The 17,861-nt window shown below is 60.4% G+C and carries 20 protein-coding genes and 1 pseudogene; 16 read left to right on the forward strand and 5 right to left on the reverse strand.

Features of this window, described 5'->3' with window-relative positions; all coding sequences use genetic code 11:
- The 3 genes and pseudogenes from AC13CR_RS00265 to AC13CR_RS00275 all read left to right on the forward strand — a co-directional run.
- Window positions 1–247 (forward strand): transposase (locus AC13CR_RS00265; protein WP_482919976.1); only part of this gene is annotated, 247 nt, incomplete at its 5' end.
- A gap of 63 nt (window positions 248–310) precedes the next feature.
- Window positions 311–1,051, forward strand: a pseudogene (locus AC13CR_RS00270) (extracellular catalytic domain type 1 short-chain-length polyhydroxyalkanoate depolymerase); the annotation flags it as partial.
- Between the two features lie 180 nt (window positions 1,052–1,231).
- Window positions 1,232–1,585, forward strand: coding sequence for a PRC-barrel domain-containing protein (locus AC13CR_RS00275; protein ID WP_293015092.1), 354 nt, complete (start codon window positions 1,232–1,234; stop codon window positions 1,583–1,585).
- A 191-nt stretch (window positions 1,586–1,776) separates the two neighbouring features.
- Here the strand turns inward: AC13CR_RS00275 and AC13CR_RS00280 are convergent, their stop codons facing one another.
- Window positions 1,777–2,214 carry an MgtC/SapB family protein gene (locus AC13CR_RS00280; RefSeq protein WP_293015095.1) on the reverse strand — a complete coding sequence of 146 codons (438 nt, stop codon included), beginning with the start codon at window positions 2,212–2,214 and terminating at the stop codon, window positions 1,777–1,779.
- A complete protein-coding gene (locus AC13CR_RS00285) occupies window positions 2,211–2,765 on the reverse strand; it encodes a DUF421 domain-containing protein (protein WP_293015098.1) in 555 nt (184 codons plus the stop codon). The genes AC13CR_RS00280 and AC13CR_RS00285 overlap by 4 nt, the downstream gene beginning before the upstream one ends.
- 109 nt (window positions 2,766–2,874) lie before the next feature.
- Here AC13CR_RS00285 and AC13CR_RS00290 point away from each other — a divergent pair, with 109 nt between their 5' ends.
- Window positions 2,875–3,489 carry a hypothetical protein gene (locus tag AC13CR_RS00290; RefSeq protein ID WP_293015100.1) on the forward strand — a complete coding sequence of 205 codons (615 nt, stop codon included), beginning with the start codon at window positions 2,875–2,877 and terminating at the stop codon, window positions 3,487–3,489.
- A gap of 67 nt (window positions 3,490–3,556) precedes the next feature.
- Here the strand turns inward: AC13CR_RS00290 and AC13CR_RS00295 are convergent, their stop codons facing one another.
- The gene (locus AC13CR_RS00295) at window positions 3,557–3,727 is read right to left on the reverse strand and encodes a hypothetical protein (protein ID WP_446236728.1); all 171 of its coding nucleotides are present in this window, start codon (window positions 3,725–3,727) and stop codon (window positions 3,557–3,559) included.
- 180 nt (window positions 3,728–3,907) lie between these two features.
- On the opposite strand from AC13CR_RS00295, the gene AC13CR_RS00300 reads away from it, so the two are divergent.
- The 10 genes from AC13CR_RS00300 (at window position 3,908) to AC13CR_RS00345 (ending at window position 14,539) form a co-directional block, all read left to right on the forward strand.
- Complete coding sequence (locus AC13CR_RS00300) at window positions 3,908–4,645, forward strand: Crp/Fnr family transcriptional regulator (RefSeq protein WP_293015103.1); 738 nt, start codon at window positions 3,908–3,910, stop codon at window positions 4,643–4,645.
- Window positions 4,646–4,844: 199 nt separating this feature from the next.
- Entirely contained in the window at window positions 4,845–6,305 is a 1,461-nt protein-coding gene (locus tag AC13CR_RS00305) for a glycosyltransferase family 2 protein (protein WP_482900275.1), read from the forward strand.
- Between the two features lie 20 nt (window positions 6,306–6,325).
- The gene (locus tag AC13CR_RS00310) at window positions 6,326–7,270 is read left to right on the forward strand and encodes a glycosyltransferase family 2 protein (protein ID WP_446247540.1); all 945 of its coding nucleotides are present in this window, start codon (window positions 6,326–6,328) and stop codon (window positions 7,268–7,270) included.
- A 92-nt stretch (window positions 7,271–7,362) separates the two neighbouring features.
- Window positions 7,363–8,331: a glycosyltransferase gene (locus tag AC13CR_RS00315; protein ID WP_293015112.1), complete on the forward strand. Its 969-nt coding sequence runs from the start codon at window positions 7,363–7,365 to the stop codon at window positions 8,329–8,331.
- Entirely contained in the window at window positions 8,328–9,428 is a 1,101-nt protein-coding gene (locus tag AC13CR_RS00320; RefSeq protein WP_482900276.1) for an acyl-CoA dehydrogenase, read from the forward strand. The genes AC13CR_RS00315 and AC13CR_RS00320 overlap by 4 nt, the downstream gene beginning before the upstream one ends.
- Window positions 9,425–10,129 carry a PIG-L deacetylase family protein gene (locus AC13CR_RS00325; protein WP_293015117.1) on the forward strand — a complete coding sequence of 235 codons (705 nt, stop codon included), beginning with the start codon at window positions 9,425–9,427 and terminating at the stop codon, window positions 10,127–10,129. Before AC13CR_RS00320 ends, AC13CR_RS00325 begins: the two co-directional genes overlap by 4 nt.
- A complete protein-coding gene (locus AC13CR_RS00330) occupies window positions 10,126–10,692 on the forward strand; it encodes a class I SAM-dependent methyltransferase (protein ID WP_293015119.1) in 567 nt (188 codons plus the stop codon). Before AC13CR_RS00325 ends, AC13CR_RS00330 begins: the two co-directional genes overlap by 4 nt.
- On the forward strand, window positions 10,689–11,741 hold the full coding sequence (locus AC13CR_RS00335) for a glycosyltransferase family 2 protein (RefSeq protein ID WP_482900277.1): 1,053 nt from the start codon (window positions 10,689–10,691) through the stop codon (window positions 11,739–11,741). Before AC13CR_RS00330 ends, AC13CR_RS00335 begins: the two co-directional genes overlap by 4 nt.
- 221 nt (window positions 11,742–11,962) lie before the next feature.
- Window positions 11,963–14,239, forward strand: coding sequence for a CehA/McbA family metallohydrolase (locus tag AC13CR_RS00340; protein WP_482900278.1), 2,277 nt, complete (start codon window positions 11,963–11,965; stop codon window positions 14,237–14,239).
- An 87-nt stretch (window positions 14,240–14,326) separates the two neighbouring features.
- Window positions 14,327–14,539, forward strand: coding sequence for a hypothetical protein (locus AC13CR_RS00345; protein ID WP_335662332.1), 213 nt, complete (start codon window positions 14,327–14,329; stop codon window positions 14,537–14,539).
- 74 nt (window positions 14,540–14,613) lie between these two features.
- On the opposite strand, the gene AC13CR_RS00350 is transcribed toward AC13CR_RS00345, so the two are convergent.
- Window positions 14,614–15,336: a GntR family transcriptional regulator gene (locus AC13CR_RS00350; protein ID WP_335662331.1), complete on the reverse strand. Its 723-nt coding sequence runs from the start codon at window positions 15,334–15,336 to the stop codon at window positions 14,614–14,616.
- Between the two features lie 110 nt (window positions 15,337–15,446).
- Here AC13CR_RS00350 and AC13CR_RS00355 point away from each other — a divergent pair, with 110 nt between their 5' ends.
- A complete protein-coding gene (locus AC13CR_RS00355) occupies window positions 15,447–16,148 on the forward strand; it encodes an aspartate/glutamate racemase family protein (RefSeq protein ID WP_293014339.1) in 702 nt (233 codons plus the stop codon).
- A 25-nt stretch (window positions 16,149–16,173) separates the two neighbouring features.
- Window positions 16,174–17,529, forward strand: a complete 1,356-nt coding sequence (locus tag AC13CR_RS00360) for an NCS1 family transporter (protein WP_293014342.1) — start codon at window positions 16,174–16,176, stop codon at window positions 17,527–17,529.
- Between the two features lie 88 nt (window positions 17,530–17,617).
- Here AC13CR_RS00360 and AC13CR_RS00365 read toward each other — a convergent pair.
- The coding region (locus tag AC13CR_RS00365) for a hypothetical protein (RefSeq protein WP_446247537.1) at window positions 17,618–17,861 on the reverse strand (244 nt) is incomplete at its 5' end.

Genomic DNA, 17,861 nt, shown 5'->3' on the forward strand with positions numbered 1-17,861 from the left:
CCAGCACCGCACCAAGGTGCACAGCCGGAACCCGATCGAACGCCTGAACAAGGAGGTGAACGGCCGAGCCGATGTCGTCGGGATCTTCCCCAACGAGCTCTCCATCATGCATCTGATCGGCGCCGTGCTGTTAGAGCAGAACGAAGAATGGCAGACCGCAACCCCCTACATGATGGTCGAGGCTTCCGCCCAGATCGACACCGAGGAGATCCTCCCCATTGTCAGCATCTCACCGAAAGGCGCGTGATTATGGTCTCAGGCCATCCGGGAAATTACACCACCTTGACGGACGTGACCCGGCCAGACGCCGGACGATTTCGCCAGGGGAACGGCCATGAACCTGCTCGCATCGGAAAAGGGTTTCATCGTCGTCTACCCCGCCCAGACGCGCGAGGCGCATCCCAACCGATGCTGGAACTGGTTCGCGCGCGACAGTCAGGGACGTTCCGGCGAACCGGCCATGCTGGCCAGCCTGACGCATCATGTCGTCGAGGCTCACGGAGCCGATCCGGCCCGCACCTATATCGCCGGGCTTTCGGCGGGCGCGTCGATGGCGCTGGTCGTCGCTCGGGCCTATCCCGAAATCTTCGCCGCAGTCGGCGTCCATTCCGGACTGCCCGCAGGTGCGGCGCATGACAAGTCCTCTGCCCTTCTGGCGATGAAGCGCGGCGACCCCGGCCTGAGACCCGACAATCCGTCGCCGACGATCGTCTTTCACGGTAGTCGGGACGCCGTGGTCAATCCGCGCAACGGCCGTCTGGTGGCCATTCGGGCGCGCGAAGCCTATCCCTCCTCGCTGCGCAGTACCGAGTCGGCCGGTCGGATACCCAACGGTCGCGCCTACCGAAGGATCGTTCATCGCCTCGGCACCGGCCCTCCGCTTGTCGAACACTGGACCGTGAGCGCGTCGGGGCACGCGTGGTCAGGTGGATCCTCGAAGGGCCGATTCACCGACCCGACAGGTCCGAATGCGTCCCGCGAGATGGTCCGCTTCTTCCTCCGCCACAGCCTGTCCGCGCGAAAGCGGAATTCCTATCGTTGCAGCGGGTAACGTTGCCGGGACGGTATGGAAGTTCGTGGACCAAGCCGGCTTTTCAGACGATCCCGAACCTGAAAACCGTCCAGCCGGTCGGATTTTGCCGGCCAGACCCCGCATGTCAAAGATCAATCCCGATCAGCGGAACCTCCCACAGGCCGAAAGGTTTGATATCCGCAAAAGGAGGAGCAACACATGGATCACGATACCAAAGGCAGCCTCATATCGTCCGCAGATGTCAATGGCACCGAAGTCTATGGCGCGGATCGCCGGCACATCGGGACGATCGACCATCTGATGATCGACAAGAACAGCGGCAGGGTTGCCTATGCAGTCATGGGATTCGGCGGCTTCCTGGGAATGGGAGAGGAGCATTATCCCGTTCCCTGGAAAAAGCTCAGCTATGACGTATCGCAAAATGGCTTTTTGACCGACATTACCGAGGAGCAGGTCAAGGGCGCGCCTGCCACGAACGAGGGCTGGACAGAAGACCGTGCCTGGGAAGAGCGGACGCATCAACACTACCGCACAGATCCCTACTGGCTCTGACATCCCCCGGCAAAAAAGGCGGAACGGTCCACAGAGGGCCGTTCCACGCTGGTGGAGGATCGCCGAAAACGATCTTTTGGATCAGCGAAAACCATTTCCAGGCGGGTACCGCCCCCAGACGGCATGATCGTCGTGATGACGGGTCCGAACGGCCTTACCGCTGCATCAATGTGTCGGTATTCCTGCTGCCCTCAGTCTTCATGGTGGAGAAACCCGTAGATATTGAGGATTACGAAGACCAGGATTGAGATGAAGGCGGCCTCCTTGAGATAGCCCAGTCCGCAGGCTATCCCGACAGCGCCCGAGCCCCAGATGGCAGCCCCGCTTCCCACGCCGCGCAGCCGGCTGCTTTCGTCCCTCGTCATGATGGCGCCCGCGCCCAGAAAGCCGATGCCGCCCACGATGCCCTGGATCAGGCGTGTCGGATCCACGCTCACGGTCTTGTCGCTGGCAACCTCACTGAGAGAGAAGTTGAGCGTCAGGCTCATAAGTGCCGCGGATCCAAGGGCGACCAGCACATAGGCCTGACCGCCAAGGGGCTTGTCGCGGAACTCGCGATCGATCCCAATCACCAGGCCGCACGCGGCGGCAAACAGCACCCGGCCGACAAATTCCCAGAACCCGATCACGCACCGCGTCCTCTGATCTCGTCATCCCGCCCCAGGGATGGCCCCAGGATATTCTGCTGCAGGGACTTGGTCTCTTCGCGACCCAGAACGGTGATCCCGGCATTTGATTCCAGGATGACCCATCGAATATCCGAAAGGTCCGGAACGCCCTGCTGGCGGATCGCCGCCTGAATTTCTGCCTCGCTGACGCGCTGCTTTCGCATCGCAGCCCGGCAGTATTCACCATTTTCCACAAGGATTGTCGGCTCGGCCCGAATGAAATCCGAAAAGCCCCGCCAGACAACCGACAGCTTTGTCACGATCCACTGCAGCGATAACAGAACGAAGATCGCGGTCGCGGATTGGGCGATGGTCACCGAGTTCAGCAACGTGCCGGATGCCATGATCGAACCGATGGAGACGGTGACGATCCAGTCGAAGTTATTCATCTGCGAGGTCGATCGCTTGCCAAACAACCGGATCATCAGGACCACAAGAACATAAAGCGAGATCGAGGCGATACCAACGCCGGCCAGCTTCTCGATGTCGCTAAAGAAAATAGCATCGTTCATAAAGAGGCCCTACCCCGGTTGGCGAACTTGCGGTGATCCAATAGGTGTAACTCGGAGAATCCATGCAAGGGTTCCCCTATGAACTAATATCAACGTCGAGGCGGTGCTCATGATCGACTGGATTGGCCAGAACGGCGGCGCGGTGCAGGCGGCAGCAGCGGTGTTGACCGCGTTTGTCTGGCTGATCTATCTGCATATCCTGGTTTCCGGCCTTCGACGGTCGCGGCGCAGCGAGATCCTGATCACCCTGGCAGGACGCAGGGACCGTTCGGGCCGCATTCTGATCAGCAATCTTGGTTTCGAGCCGATCTATGTTCTCGATGTCTTGTTGCGCGGCGTAACCAACGAGGATGAGCAAATTGTCTCGGTGGCGGAACTGACCGACAGGGAAGGCACGTCGCCGGATTCGCTCAAGGCCGCTACGCTCCAGACGCCGTTGAAGAGTGGCGAAGTCATGGATGCAGGGCAGATAGAAGATCTGATAGGCCGAGCTGCGCGGCATCAAAGCCTCGACACCTGTCGCGACTCGCCCCGCGGACTGGAAATCACAGTAGCCGCGGTTACGGCCGCCACCTCGAATATCGTCGCCGCCAGACGCGAATTCCGTGTCCAAGAGGCTGAGAACGGTGAAATCACCGTGCGACCGGTTCGCCTTTACGCAGAACAGGTTCGCCGAAGGGGGCAGCGAAAGAAAATCGAGCGCTTGTTGGTCGAGGCGCTTTAGAGGCTCAGGCGGTCGGTGGGATTCCTGAGAAGACTGGTCAACCTTCGTATTTCGCAAGTTGCTTCAGTCATTCGCACATGACCTGCGGGCGCTCAATGTTGAGGATGACAGGCCTGGCGCCGATTCTGGATGATCGCGTGTGGTTCTTCTCAAGGGCTAGATCCCTGATTTCGCCGACATTGGCATCGCAAATCGCAGGCTTGGCAAGACCGTCGACCGTCACGTCTTCAGCGCGCACGGCCACATGCCAGCATGCCACTTCCCCACTTCGGCCCGGATTGCGGCTTCTGTGTCGTCGTCGACTGGCATGGCCGAATTCTTTGCCATATCGTCCTGCCGCTCGTGGGATGGGGCTTGCTCTTTGCCTTCGACGACTTCGTCAGACTAGACTTGGGCATAGGCATTTAGGGAGTGTGCCATGACCCACCGCTCAAGCTGCTTGGTGCGAAAACTGTCTCATTATGTCACCATCTCCGACATCGACCAGGGCCGATTGGAGAGGTTGGAAAAAAGTGAACGCGTCTACTCCACGGGCGATGAGGTCTTCCAGGGAGGCGACGAAAACAAGGAGCTCTATGTCGTCAAATACGGCTGGGCGTTCAGCTATACGGATCTGCCGGATGGGCGGCGCCAAATCGTCAAGATCCATCACCCCGGCGATGTCATAGGATTTCCCGATGTCGCGCTCAAGCATTCGACGACTACTTTGCGCGCGATCGAAGAGGTTTGTCTCTGTCCCTTTCCAAAATCGGCGCTGGATGAAATCTTGCGCAAATCGCCCCGGTTGTCGGCCTTGCTGTTGTCGATCGCGCTGAGAGACCAGGTGATTTTCATCGATGTCCTGAGAGCTATGGGTCGGATGAGCGCGAAAGAACGGGTCAGCTACATGCTGCTCGATCTTATCGCGCGGTTGCGGATCACCAACCGGGACATGACCGACACCATGCGCTTGCCCATGACCCAGGGCCAGATCGCCGACTATCTCGGACTGACGAATGTCTATATTAGCAAGACCTTCCTGCGCATGGAGCAAGAGGGTTTGATTCGCAGGGCGGACGACCGATTGCAGATCCTGCGAGAGGACGACCTGGTCGAACTGACAGACTTCCACGATCGCTATGCTGATATGGACACCTCCTGGTTTCCCCAGGATTGAATTCGTGACCGAAGGTTAAACCAGTTTGACGCGAAGGTAACGAAGGGCTGGCATCTTGGTCCAGCGGCAAGCCGCGAAGTTTTTCGGAACTATTGGTTTCGGACGAGGTTCGACACCGTTACGTGCTTAGTAACCATTTTTGCTCGATTAGCTTTTATTATGATTGAGAAATGAATACCTGACGCCTTCAGGGTGAAGTATGAATGCTTGGCTGATCGCTGTTTACGGACTCCTGGGTTTGGCGGTGTTTGAGCCGATGCTCGGCGTGGTCATTTGCGGGGCACTCATTGCTTTACAGGTCGCCTTGCTTGTTCTCCGCCCCGCGACGGCCGGTATTCCTGCGCGGGCTTTTGCCGATCCGATGGATCAGCCTGTCCCAAAATTCTCGATCCATGTCGCGATCCATTCGGAACCGTCGGGCCTTGTCATCCATACGCTGAAGTCCCTTTTGAACCAGAATTGGCCAGCGGATCGCTACGAGATCATCGTGATGGACAACAACACGGTCGATGAGTCGCTGTGGCGGCCGGTCGAAGCATTCTGTGCATGTTATCCTGGGCGAGTATTTTTTCTGCATCGTACCGGTGTGCGCGGAGCCAAGGCGGGGGCCCTGAACATCGCGCTCGAGCACACAGACCCTGACGTCACGCATATCATCACGGTCGATGCCGATTATGCCGTCCGGAGAACGTTTCTCAGTATCGCTGCGAATGCCCTCTCCAGGACCGGCGCGGACTATGTCCAGTTTCCGCAATCCTATAGCGGCACAGCATCGACAGCTCGCGGCATCAATGCCGAACTCGAGGAATATTTTCGCACAAACGCACTTGTCGCGGACCATGCAGAAGCGGTTCTGCTGACGGGGACACTCTGCGTGATTTCGAAGGGCGCGCTGATCGCCGCGGGCGGGTGGTCGGCCGCCACCATCACCGAGGATGCCGAGATGGGCGTCCGATTGTGCGAGGCCGGCTTCTCGGGCCGGTTCGTCAACATGGTTGTTGGCCAAGGAATGTTGCCACTTTCCCTGAAAGATCTCGAAAAGCAGCGCTATCGCTGGTGCAGCGGTAATTTTCAGACCCTATTGAAGCATCTTGCATCGGTGCTCGGTCCGAACAGCAGCTTCAATCTGCACAAGCGCCTGGTTGTGGTTTCGCAGCTAACGGCCTGGTTCAACTTGTCTTTGGTGCCCTGCGTCCTGTTGCTTGCCTGGCTGGCGAATGGTCGCGATCAGTCGGTTGCGGCATCCATGGCTGCCGGACTCATACTGCTGAGCTTTGGCGATGTGTTTCTGCGCATCGTTGGCCGCGGCCTGCGGGATGGTCTGCCGATTGGCGTCATGTTGGAGGCGCTGGCCTGCCGTATCGCCTTGACGCCACAATCGGCCAAGGCGACCTTCGATGCGTTCTGCGGCATAAACCGGAGCTTCGTCGTGACTGACAAGTCCGGCGGGCGCGGCTCACGAGAACGCCTGCATCTTTGCCATCTGGTGCTGTTTGTCGCGGTGCCGTCTGCCTTGATTTTCACTCCGTCTGCCAATCCATTGATACTTGCGGCCCTTGTGGCGCTGTTGCTGCCACTGCCGGCCGCCTGGGTCACGGATAAGAACCTGTGCGCATATCGAAAAGCCATGATCCCATCGATGAAAGGTATGACAGCATGAATTCGGACCCTCTCGCGCCTTTGGTCGACATCGTCATCCCGACTTACAATCGTGCGCATCTGGTCGAGGGCGCTATTCGCGCATCGCTCGATCAGTCCTGGTGGAACATCCGGGTTACGGTGGTCGATGATGCCAGCACGGACGCCACCCTGGAGGTGGTCCGTCCTTTCTTTACCGATCCGAAGTTCAATTACATCCGCTTGTCGAACAATCTTGGAACAGCTTTGGCCAAGAACGCCGGCCTCTTGCTGACGGATGGCGGCGCGGTCACCTTTCACGATTCCGATGATCTGCCGCATCGGGACAAGGTCCTGCATCAGGTTCGCGTCCTGACGGCGAAAAATATCGGGGCAGATGAGTGCCTGAATTGGGCGATGGCTGGCAAGAGGGCCGGCCAAAGACTGGCTGTGAGCGCGGCACTCACGCATCACGTGCTGATCCTTCCAGACGGCCGCCGTGTCGAGATCAGGCGGGACATCTCGCTGGTCGACGACATCTTTCCCAATCTCCAGATGGGAAGTCAGGTTCCCGGCGAATGGACGCATGTCAATTCGGGCCTTTTCCGCAGCGACGTTTTCCGCCGGGTCGGCGGTTTCGAAAACTGCATCGAGGAAGACCGCGAGTTCCGCAACAGACTGATTTTCAGCGGAGAGGTTCTCTGGGTCATCCCCGAACTCCTTCTTACCAAGATCGAGACGCGGGATAGCCTGACGCAATCGGCAATCTCGGATTATGACAGCGAGCGGCGCAAGGCAGACCGCAAGATCGTCTGGCAAAAGGCGCAACAATGGCGAGAATCCGGCTGCATCGAACCGGTTCCGGTCCATGTCCCTGATCTGGCGCTGGATTATGTCAGCAATCCGAATCTGCTTCACCCACGAGACATGCTCGTCAGTGCCCCGACGGCTTCTCTCGTTCAAACGATCCTTTCGGACATCAGATCTTCTCGGCTGGTCGCACAATGATATCATGTCAACACGATCTCCGGCTCCGTATCGCCGTCGTCGATCCCTGTAGTTCAAATGGTTACGATCTGTCGGACCTTGCTGCGGGTGGGATGGGCGGCACCGAAGCAAGCATCCTCCGTGTGGCTGCATCGCTGAAGCCTCGGTTTGATGTCGCGCACTACCAAAACGGACGCAGGTCCGAACACTTGTCGGACGTGGGAAGGCTTTGCCCTCTCGACCAGATCGACCGTCAACCTGCATTGCAACACGATGCTTTGATCGTGATCAATCGTTGGAAGGTCGCTCTCAGGCTGCGGAAACTTTTCCCTCAAGCCCCTATTTTGCTTTGGCTGCATGTCTATCCCGGCCGACATAACCGGGGGATGGGCGCGTTGTTGAGGGCTGCGAACATCGACGTGATCTGCGTTTCGCGGTCCCATGCGAAGCGGTTTCTGGAATTCGTTGTGGATGGTTCCGAACCGCGAACGCATATCATCTACAATCCTATCGCGGACGAACTTGTTCCTGACACCACGGTGCGCGATCCGAACCGGCTCCTGTTCGCGAGTTCGCCCCACAAGGGGTTGGCACAGGTCTTCGCTCAGTTCGCGGCCCTGAAGCGCCATCTTCCGGACCTCACCTTGGCGATTGCCGATCCGGGCTATCTGAAATGGGATACCGGGCCAGCTCCGGAGGGGGCTGTTTTCCTCGGTTCCCTGTCTCATGCCGCGCTTGTTCAGGAGATGCGCAGTTGCCTTTGTCTTTTCTATCCTCAGACCACATTTGCCGAAACCTTCGGACTCGTCCTGACAGAAGCGAATGCCGTGGGTACCCCCGTCCTGGTCCACGATGGATTGGGCGCAAATGCCGAAATCGTCGCTGACATGCAGCAGCGGGTAAATGGCCACGATGATGCCGATATCCGTGCGCGGATTATCAGCTGGCGTCAATCACTCCCGCGCGTGACTGCCAATCCCGGATTTCGCCTGTCTCGGGTGACCGAAGCGTGGCACCAGCTTCTTGTCCAAACCGCCTTGACCCGAACTCATTCTTTCAAAAGCTGCAGGCTGACGGCATGAACTCGGTGTATCACGTTCCCCATTACGCGTTGGAGCCGGAACCCAGTCAGACGATCCCCCTTGATGTTCTGGCCAAACTGGCATCTGCCGCCACTGCCGAGAATCGCGGCGACCGTCCGATAAGCCATTCTATCGATCTGCTGCGAAATACCGGACTTCTTTGCGATGACGGTTCTCGAAACCCACAACGAACAGCCAAGGCACTCATGCAGATCGGCGCGGCCAATCTGAGTGTCGGACGTTTGGTAGAGGGGCATCTCAATGCGCTGTTCCTTGTTCATCGCTACGGAACGCCCAGGCAGAAAGAAACGATTATTCGGCAGATCGAACAAGGCGCGTTTCTGGGTGTCTGGGCCGCGGATGCGATGGCGCCTGTCGTCGTGGACCCGGGCGGCGAGACGCTGCGCGGGAGGAAAAACTATGCTTCGGGTCTCGGCACTCTCTCGCATGCCATCGTGACAGTTGATACCGGCGCGCAGGTCCGGATGGCGCTCATCGACGTATCCGATCCGCTGCGTGCGGATCTGACCACCTGGAACATGCCCGGCATGAACGCGACAGCATCCGGCAATTTCGATTGTCACGAACTTCCGCTGGCCCATATCACCTGGATCGGCGCACCCGGCGATTATCTGCAGGAACCGCACTTCGTGGGCGGCGTTTGGCGTATCGCGGCTTTGCAGGCAGGCGCTTCCCTGGGACTGCTTGATGCAGCGGCAGCAGAGCTTCGTCGGACGGAAAGAATGTCATCCGAGGCTCAGAAGGCGCGGCTCATGGGCGCAGTCGCGACGGTGTGGGCGGGAATGGCGCTGACAGATCGTGCGGCAGAGGCAACTGCGGCTCATGCCTCGGAAGCCGAAATGATCGTCAGCACCTCGATCGCGGCTCGACTGTTCACGGAAAACGCCGCGCTCGATGCCATACGGGTCGTCGAGCAGAGTCTTGGCCTGCAACATTTTGCCGAAAGTTCGAGAACCCGGATCATGGCCTGCGATCTGTCCGTTTATCTTCGCCAGGCTGCGCGGGACGCGCTTTTGCAACGCGCAGCGGAACATGTGCTGGGACAGAACCAACAGGCTTGGGGAGCTTTCGGATGAACTCATCGGAAAGCCCAACGCTGCCATCTGCTTTCCGGGGCGATGAACGGATCGTCGTGATCACCCCTCACCCGGATGATGAGTCGCTTGCATGCGGCGCCCTTCTCGCCCACGCCTTCGCGGGTGCAGGTGCGCATGTCATCTGCCTCACCGATGGCAGTGCAAGCCATCCCGGATCGCGGACCTGGGTTCCGCCGCGGCTTGCCCGACAGCGTCATGCGGAACTGATCGACGCCCTCAAATGCCTTGGCGGTACGCCGGATGACCTGTTCTGTCTGGGATTGCCCGACGGGCGACTTGACCAGGCAGACGAGGCAGCGATCAGTGCCAGGGTGGAACAGATCGTCCAAGATACAGGGTCGCGCCATATCTTTGCATCTTCGGCCGAAGACCATCACGAAGATCATAAGGCCACGGCGAGTATCGCCGCGGCTATTCGGACACGCCGCCCAGATTGGTCCTACTACAGCTATCCGGTCTGGAGCCGATGGGATGATCCGGAATTTGATGCAAAAATCGCGCGCCACAAACCGATCTTTCTGGAAGCCGGTCAGCATCGCGACAAAAAGCGGGCGGCGATCAGGGCCCATCGTAGTCAGTTGGGAGAAATCGTCACCGACGATCCGTCGGGGTTCATCCTTCCTGCTGCCTTCATTGCGAAATTCATCGGCGAACATGAGATTTTTTGGAGGATGCCGTGACGGGTGTGAGCCGCGAGCGTTTGGACGCCATCTATTCCGGCAGCTCCGACCCCTGGGGATTTGCGCATAGCCGCTATGAACAAGCCAAGTTCGCCCAGACCCGCAAGGCGTTGAATCGGCCCCGTTATCGGTCTGCCTTCGAACTGGGCTGTGGAAATGGACAACTGGCGAGGTGGCTGGAGGACCGGTGCGACCGCTATACCGGCATGGATGCCGTGGAGGCCGCGATTGATGCGGCCCGGACATCCGTTCCATCGGGTATGTTCCTGAAAGGTTTCTATCCTTGTCCGCTGCCAGATGATAGCTTCGACCTGCTGATCCTTTCCGAGATTCTCTATTTTCTCGATCATGCCGGTCTCAGTAGTCTTGCGTCGCACATTGCCCGCAACTGGTGCTTGGCAGATGTGCTGTGCGTGACCTGGCTCGGCCCGACAGAGCACGAACTGCAAGGGCCAGACTCGATCAATCTCTTCGTGTCGTTCCTCGACACCCATGATTTCAAGCTTGTGACGCAGACGGATGACTACCGGATAGACCGCGGCACGCCGAGGGTTTTGCCATGATGCTGCAAGCACGCAAGGATATTGCTGTCGTAATTCCCGCGCGAAACGAAGAGCAACGCATCGGGTCCTGTCTGTCGGCACTGGCAGGTCAATGTAGCGAGCGAACCACCGTCTTTGTGGTAATTAACAATTCTACCGACCGCAGTATCGCCGTCGCCCGCCACGTCGCCGACCGCAAGTGCATCGACCTTCGTATCGTTCATTGCGTGATCGAACAGGACTTGGGTGTTGGCGCCGTACGGAATATCGGCTGCCTCCACGCAATTCGCCACATGCCGGATCTGCGCTATCTGCTCGGGACCGATGCGGATTGCGTCGTGGGTCCAGGATGGGTGTTCCGAAATTCTGCCCATCTCGAGACGTCCGACGCAGTCTGCGGCAGGGTCACCCCCCTGATCGGCGATCTGGCCGTCCTGCAAAAGATGAACCAGACGTTAGCCCGCAACGAGGGTGTCTATCGCGGTCTCGTGCAGACCCTCTATGCTTGTTACGCCGAAGGATGCCAGAGCTTGGGTGGCACCCATGGCGAGACGGCCGGAGCCAGTCTCGCGATAACCAAGGAAGCCTATCTAGCCATCGAGGGGTTTACATCGGTCGGTGCCCGCGAAGACCGTATGATCGTGCGAAAGTTGCATCGGTTGGGATATCGTGTGCGCCACGCAAACGACGTTGTCGTGCAGGCTTCCTGTCGTTTGGTCGGTCGTGCCCGGGGCGGCATGTCGGATGCGCTCAAGGCACGAATTTTCCACGACGACTATTATATCGATGATTGCCTGCCTTCCTCGGAATGCCTGCTGAAGCAGGTCGCTGCGGGGACGCTTGGCTCCTGGCCGCCTCTCGCGCCTCAAGATGATCGTGTGCTTGCCAGTGACCTCGGTCGCCATATCGACGCCCTTGCCACCTATTTGAACTCGCACCGGCCGGGACTCTCTGCTGGAACGACCGTGCCTGCCCAACCTGCACCAGACTGTCCGGCTGACGCGCTTGCTTGCATCCCGGACTACAAGATCACGCGCGCCGACGATCTGCTGCCTTGGAAGGCTTGCTGACCGCGGTCAGGCCGGACGTGCGTGGAGGGCCCCGTGAAAGCAAGCACTTTTTTGGACCGTTTGCCTGTTTGAATTGCGCGGGGCTTCTGCGACAACGCCGGCGAGCAGAACGTACTTCGCCAATTCGGCTGCTTCGGCTCTGATCGTTCGAAGTCCGACCTTGACGCCTTCGGCATCCCCGTCGTAGCCTCACGTATTTGTCAAAGGATAGGCGGTCCTTCATGATGCTCCGTTCGGCATTGTTCCTTGGCGTCGCCTTCGGGCTCTCTCAGCCCGCGCTCGCCGACGTCACCTTGACGAAAGGTCCGACGCCGATCCCGGACGGCGAGGCCGTCTCTGCGGGCGACATCACGATCCAGAACGAACGTCTGGCCTTTACGCTGGCGGTTGAATCGCAGGCCCCGTGGGGCGTGCCGCGCGGCGTCATCGTCGATCTGGCGCCGGTCAAGGACGGCGCGCCGGACCTTGACCGTATCGCCTTCGCCGACTTCATTCCGAACAATTGGTCCGCCTGGCCCAACACCCGGCTCGACGTCGAGGTCGTGACCAACACCCCCGAGATGGCCGTCATCCGCATCACCCGCGATTTCGGCGCCGCAGATCTCGAGACGACCTACACGCTGGAGGCGGGCTCAGATCGGGTGCATCTCGTCACGAAGATGACCAATACCGGATCCGAGCCGCTCGCCGATCAGATCTCGGGGTTCACGCTCTGGCCCGACAGCGGATATCTTTTCGCCGTCCCCGGGATGGCGGGCGTGGAGGAGGGCAGCGCCGACGATGCCCTGTCCGACCGGGTCGTCGCCTACGATGCCGACTGGTTCATCGCGCTGCACGCGCCCTACATGACCCAGGTGGGTTACGGATCAAAGGATCTCTACACGACCCACAGCCTTGCGCCGGACGAGAGCCGCAGCTTCGAGGGCTGGCTACAGGTCGGCCCCTCGGGCGATTTGGCGCCGGTCGTGGCGGCGGAGATCGAGCGGGACAGCCTGCCCGCGGGCGCCATCTCGGGACGGATCGCCTCCGGTGACGGGCCGGTCTCCGGGTCGGTGCTCGTGGTCGAGAAGGCGGGCGTGCCCTACGCCTGGACCCTGACCCCCGACGGCACCTACGATATCGCGCTACCCGTGGGCGACTACACGGTCTACGCGACGGCGGAGGGCTACTCGCAGTCCGCCCCACGGCAGGTCAGCATGGCGGCGGACGAAGCGGTGACGCTCGACTTCGACGATCTGGAAGCCCCGGGAACGGTGGATTTCGCCGTGACGGATATGGCAGGGGCGCCGATCGACGCGCGGATCGCCATCACCGAAGGGCAATCACCGGTGGTAGAGTTCCTCGGCCGCAAGACGTTCTTCACCGAGCTGCAGCCGGTCGGACGGGCCAGCGCTAAGCTCGCGCCAGGCGATTATGTCTTCACCGTGGGCCATGGCGCGGGTTTTCTGAGCAAGGGTCGAGAGGTCGAGGTCAGTGTCGGCACGGGCGAGACGCAGGACGTTCCCGTCGAACTCGATCTGATCGCCGACCCGGGGAAGTCCGGTTGGTACGCCTCGGACATGCACCACCATGCCGATCAGCTCGAGGGAACGACGCCCCCCGACTACCTCGCTCGCAGCGAACTTGCCGCCGGCCTCGACCTCATCTTTGTCAGCGACCACGACTCGACGGTCAATCATGCCGCGCTGGCGAAGATCGCCGAGGACCGGGGCGTGCCGTTCATTCCATCGGTCGAGATGTCGCCCTCGTGGGGGCATTTCAACGTCTATCCTCTGGCTCTGGGCGAGCCACTGGCGATCGACACCTCGACCGCCACTGCCGCCGAAGTCTTCGCGGAGGCGCGCAGGCTCGGCGCGGACGCGATCCAGTCGAACCATCCGTTCATCCCCTACGGCTATCTTGCGAGCCTCGAGGCGGGCACGGTGCCGGGGGGCCTCTCGCCGGATATTGACCTCCTGGAGATGAACGGCCCCGGCGACGATGCCAGGGTCTTCGAGCGTGCCGGGCAACTCTGGAGCCAAGGCCAGCGCATCTTCCTGTCCGCAGGCTCGGATGCCCACGATGTCTGGAACGACACGACCGGCTTGGCGCGCGCCTATGTCCATGTCCCCGGAGAGATAAGCACGGACGGCTTCGTGGAGAACCTGAAGGCGGGCCACGCCTACGTCACCCGCGGGCCGCTGATCCTGCCGGAGGTCATGTTCGACTCCGACCTGCGCATTCGGCCCGGCGAGGCGCGTACGCTTTCGTTCGACCTGACCGCGGCAAACGGGCTTGCCAGGGCGACGCTCGTCGGACCGGACGGAGAGATCGAGAGCCAGTCCTTCGATGCGGGTCCGACGACCGCGTCCGCGGCCTTCACCGTCACGGCAGATGCGTCATCGGATCGCTCCGATTGGGTCGCGCTGACGGTCGAGGATGCGGACGGCAAGATGGCCTTCTCCGATCCGATCTGGATCCGACCCCTGGCCGAGGCAGATGTCCTGCCGAAGGATTAACCGCGACAAGCCTCGATAGGAGCAGCAGCGCGAGGACGTCTCGACCGCTGCAGCAGGCTTGGGCCCAAAAGGGCCGACGCCTGCGTCATGGACGACAACCTCCCCGACAAGCTACACGTGATCGTCGAGCCGGTCGCCGATCATCGATTCGGGCTTGCCGGCAAAGGCTGCACCGATTGCGGCCGCGAGGCCGAGAAGCGCGGCGAGCGAGAGCAACAGGGCTGCGGTGGAGATCGCGTCGCTTGCGGCCTGCGCCGCCTCGACCGCTTAACTGCGACCGAAACCGCACTTCGTGATTGAACCGCAAACATCGCGCTTCGACCACATTACGCGAGAATGGCTTCGATGAATGCATGACAGAGCGAGCGGGTGCTCTACTCCGCCACGGGCGGAAGCGTCAGTTGCTCGGCCAATGTCCTGGTTCGGGTGGCCGGGCGGCTGAAATCAAGTCCGGCTTCCAGGTGCAGCAGATGCTCGTCGATCAGAGCCACGAGGCGCGGCTCGTCACGCGCCTCGATCGCGTCGACAATTGGCGCGTGTTCGCTCTCGGCGCAGGTTGTCGTGCCGGTTTCGTTGTATAGGCCAAGGATGAGGGTGGTCCTGAGCGTCAATTCGGTCAGGAAGCGTTCCAGCACACTGTTGGCGGCGATCGTCGCAAGCCGCATGTGAAACGCTCGCGACAGCCGTAGCTCGGCCGGTTTGTCGCCGCTTGCGCGGGCTGTGACCTCCTGCGCGATCGTGGCGCGCATCTTCGCTATATCGGCGTCGGTGGCGCGTCCGATCGCGGAGCGCGCCAGGGTCCGTTCGATCGTTCGGCGGGCCTCGAAGACCTCGCGGGCCTCCTCAGGAGACGGCGTTGCGACGAACGCGCCGCGATTGGGTCGGAGCTCGACCACATGCTGCGCCGCCAGACTCGTCAAGGCGCGCCGCACGTTGGCGCGGTGGCATTGGAACAGATCGCTCAGCGCCTGTTCTCCCAGCTTTGTGCCTGCCGGCAATCGCTGCTCGGCGACTGCGGCCAGGATGGATGCGGTGATTGCATCCTCCGGCATGCGGGGTGCGTCAAATCCCTGACGATCTGCGGTGATTTCGTCCATGCCACGAGCTTATCCCATATCGATCAAGCGCGGCAACACGATGGTGACACGTACAGGGTTGACTTGATGACAATTATTGTTGACAATATTTGCTAACAAAGGGAGGGGCCATGAGAATCCTGGTTATGAACCCGAACTCGACGGTGTCGATGACCGACAAGATCGTCGAGAGCGCGCGCCAGGCCGCGAGTGAGGGAACGGAGATCATAGCGGCGACCGGAGGAGCGCCAGCGCCTGCCAGCATCCAGGGGCATCACGATGAGGCGATGTCGGTGCCGGGCCTGATCGCCCGACTGAAGCAGGCTGAGGCGGACGGGGTGGACGGAGTCGTGGTGGCCTGTTTCGACGATCCCGGTATCCGTGCATGCCGAGAGGTGTTCTCGGGGCCGGTTCTTGGCATCTGTGAGGCCGCGACGAAGGCCGCCAGCATGATCGCCACGTCATTTTCGGTCGTCACAACGCTGCCCCGGTCGGCACCGATCATCGAACATCTTATCCACGGGTACGGCCTTTCGCATCAGTGCAGGCAGGTCCGGTCGGCGGCGATCCCGGTTCTGGCGCTGGAGGAGGAGGGATCCGGCGCCCGAGAGAAAGTGCGCGACGAGATCCTGCGCGCAGTCCGGGAGGATCGCTGCGAGGCGGTCGTGCTGGGCTGCGCGGGCATGGCCGACCTGACAGCATGGTTGACCGAGGAGACTGGCGTGCCGGTGATCGACGGCGTGACGGCCGCAACCCGGATGGTCGAAGCGCTGATCGGTTGCGGCCTGAAAACCAGTAAGGTGGGCGCTTACGCGCCTCCAATAGAAACCTGATCGCAACTTCAAGGGAGGACCAGATATGGCGATGAATGCAGAAATTGACGCTTCCCACGTCGATACGCTCGACCAGAAGGCGATCGGCGAAGAAAGCCTAGCGCCCCAGACGACCCGGATCATGGACCCATGGTCCTATCTCTTCGCCTGGCTTGGAGGCTGTGTGTCCATCGGGACGTTCACCGTCGGCTCGGGGCTTGTCGGGACACTGAACCTGCTGCAGACTTTCGTGGCAATCGGCATCGGCTGCCTGGTCATCGGCGTAGCGCTGACGATCAACGGCCAAGCCGGCCACAAATACGGCATCCCGTTCATGGTGCAGGCCCGTTCCGCCTTCGGCTTCACCGGCAGCCGCATCCCGGCGCTCGTGCGTTCGGTGCCGGCAATCGTGTGGTTCGGCTTTCAAAGCTGGATCGGCGCCGGTGCGCTTAACCTCGTCTCGGCGACCATGTTCGGCTACGACAACATCGTGGTGTTTTTCGTGGGCTTCCAATTTCTGCAGATCGGCCTGTCGGTACTCGGCTTTCACGGGATCAAGTGGCTTGAGAACATCGGCTCGATCTTCATCATCGGGGCGCTGATCTACATGTTCTACAGCGTCATCAGCAAGTACGGCGATGAGATCTCGACCAATCTCGTGAATGTCGAAGGCACTTGGGGCGCGCCGTTCTGGGGCGCGACGATGCTGTTTCTGGGCATCTACAGCACGATGATGCTGAACGTCTCTGACTACTCGCGGGAGTTGCGTCACAACGTCGGCCCGTTCCGGCAAGTGGTGATATACTCGAACTCGATCTTCCCGGCGACCTTGTTCATGGGCCTTATTGGACTGATGGTGTCTGGCGCGACGGGTGAAGTCGATCCGATCAAGGTATTCTCCAGCGCAATGGACAACACGTTTCTGCTGGTTGTGACGCTGCTCTTCATCGCCTTCGCGCAGGTCACGACCAATATCTTGAACAACGTGGTTCCGCCCGCCTACGCACTGATGGACGTCTTCAAGTTGAAGTTCAGGACCTCGGCGATCCTCGTCGGGCTGCTCGCCTTCAGCACCTTCCCCTGGGAGCTGGTGAAGGATGAATCCGCTGCGGGGCTGAACCTCTTCATCCAGACCTATTCCGCCTTCCTCGGGCCGATTTTCGCGATCCTGGTGGTGGATTACTTCGTTCTGCGCCGCCAGAAGCTCGATCTCGACAAGCTCTATGACGCCGATGGCCCCTACAAGGGCATCAACTGGGCTGCAGTGATCGCCATGGCGATCGGCGTGGTGGTCGCTCTGATCTTCTCGGGTATCTCCTGGTACGCCAGCCTGATCCCGGCGGGCCTGGCCTACTGGCTGCTGATGCGTTCGATGCCGAGCGCCCGGCGCTTCGCCAGTTGACGGCTCTGCCCGGCAAACACGCCGGGCAGTTCGCTCCGCGGCTGCAAAGCAGCATAGAGGCATGTTGACGAGCAGGATCCGCGAGCGGTCACATGCTCGATGAGCAGAGCGGGCAATGTCTGGGACAAATCGGCGATGGAAAGTTTCTTCTCAACGCTGAAAACCGAACGGACAGTCCGCAAGGTGTATAGCAGACGAAGATGTGCATCACATAGATCGTGTCGCCACTGGCCCGAAGGGTGTTGCCGCAAATCGCGTTCGAGCCCTTTGGGAAGGGCAGGACAAGCAGCACAGGGAGGAAGCCGAGCAAGACGACGCGGGTCTCTTTGTTC

The sequence above is a fragment of the Paracoccus sp. L-17 genome (assembly GCF_056857655.1).

Bases quoted from the DNA above. Each gene is read 5' to 3' on its own strand.
- AC13CR_RS00275 (WP_293015092.1), top strand. From the start codon at position 1,232: ATGGATCACGATACCAAAGGCAGCCTCATATCGTCCGCAGATGTCAAT.
- AC13CR_RS00285 (WP_293015098.1), bottom strand. From the start codon at position 2,765: ATGAACGATGCTATTTTCTTTAGCGACATCGAGAAGCTGGCCGGCGTT.
- AC13CR_RS00290 (WP_293015100.1), top strand. From the start codon at position 2,875: ATGATCGACTGGATTGGCCAGAACGGCGGCGCGGTGCAGGCGGCAGCA.
- AC13CR_RS00300 (WP_293015103.1), top strand. From the start codon at position 3,908: ATGACCCACCGCTCAAGCTGCTTGGTGCGAAAACTGTCTCATTATGTC.
- AC13CR_RS00305 (WP_482900275.1), top strand. From the start codon at position 4,845: ATGAATGCTTGGCTGATCGCTGTTTACGGACTCCTGGGTTTGGCGGTG.
- AC13CR_RS00315 (WP_293015112.1), top strand. From the start codon at position 7,363: ATGGGCGGCACCGAAGCAAGCATCCTCCGTGTGGCTGCATCGCTGAAG.
- AC13CR_RS00320 (WP_482900276.1), top strand. From the start codon at position 8,328: ATGAACTCGGTGTATCACGTTCCCCATTACGCGTTGGAGCCGGAACCC.
- AC13CR_RS00325 (WP_293015117.1), top strand. From the start codon at position 9,425: ATGAACTCATCGGAAAGCCCAACGCTGCCATCTGCTTTCCGGGGCGAT.
- AC13CR_RS00335 (WP_482900277.1), top strand. From the start codon at position 10,689: ATGATGCTGCAAGCACGCAAGGATATTGCTGTCGTAATTCCCGCGCGA.
- AC13CR_RS00340 (WP_482900278.1), top strand. From the start codon at position 11,963: ATGATGCTCCGTTCGGCATTGTTCCTTGGCGTCGCCTTCGGGCTCTCT.
- AC13CR_RS00345 (WP_335662332.1), top strand. From the start codon at position 14,327: ATGGACGACAACCTCCCCGACAAGCTACACGTGATCGTCGAGCCGGTC.
- AC13CR_RS00350 (WP_335662331.1), bottom strand. From the start codon at position 15,336: ATGGACGAAATCACCGCAGATCGTCAGGGATTTGACGCACCCCGCATG.
- AC13CR_RS00355 (WP_293014339.1), top strand. From the start codon at position 15,447: ATGAGAATCCTGGTTATGAACCCGAACTCGACGGTGTCGATGACCGAC.
- AC13CR_RS00360 (WP_293014342.1), top strand. From the start codon at position 16,174: ATGGCGATGAATGCAGAAATTGACGCTTCCCACGTCGATACGCTCGAC.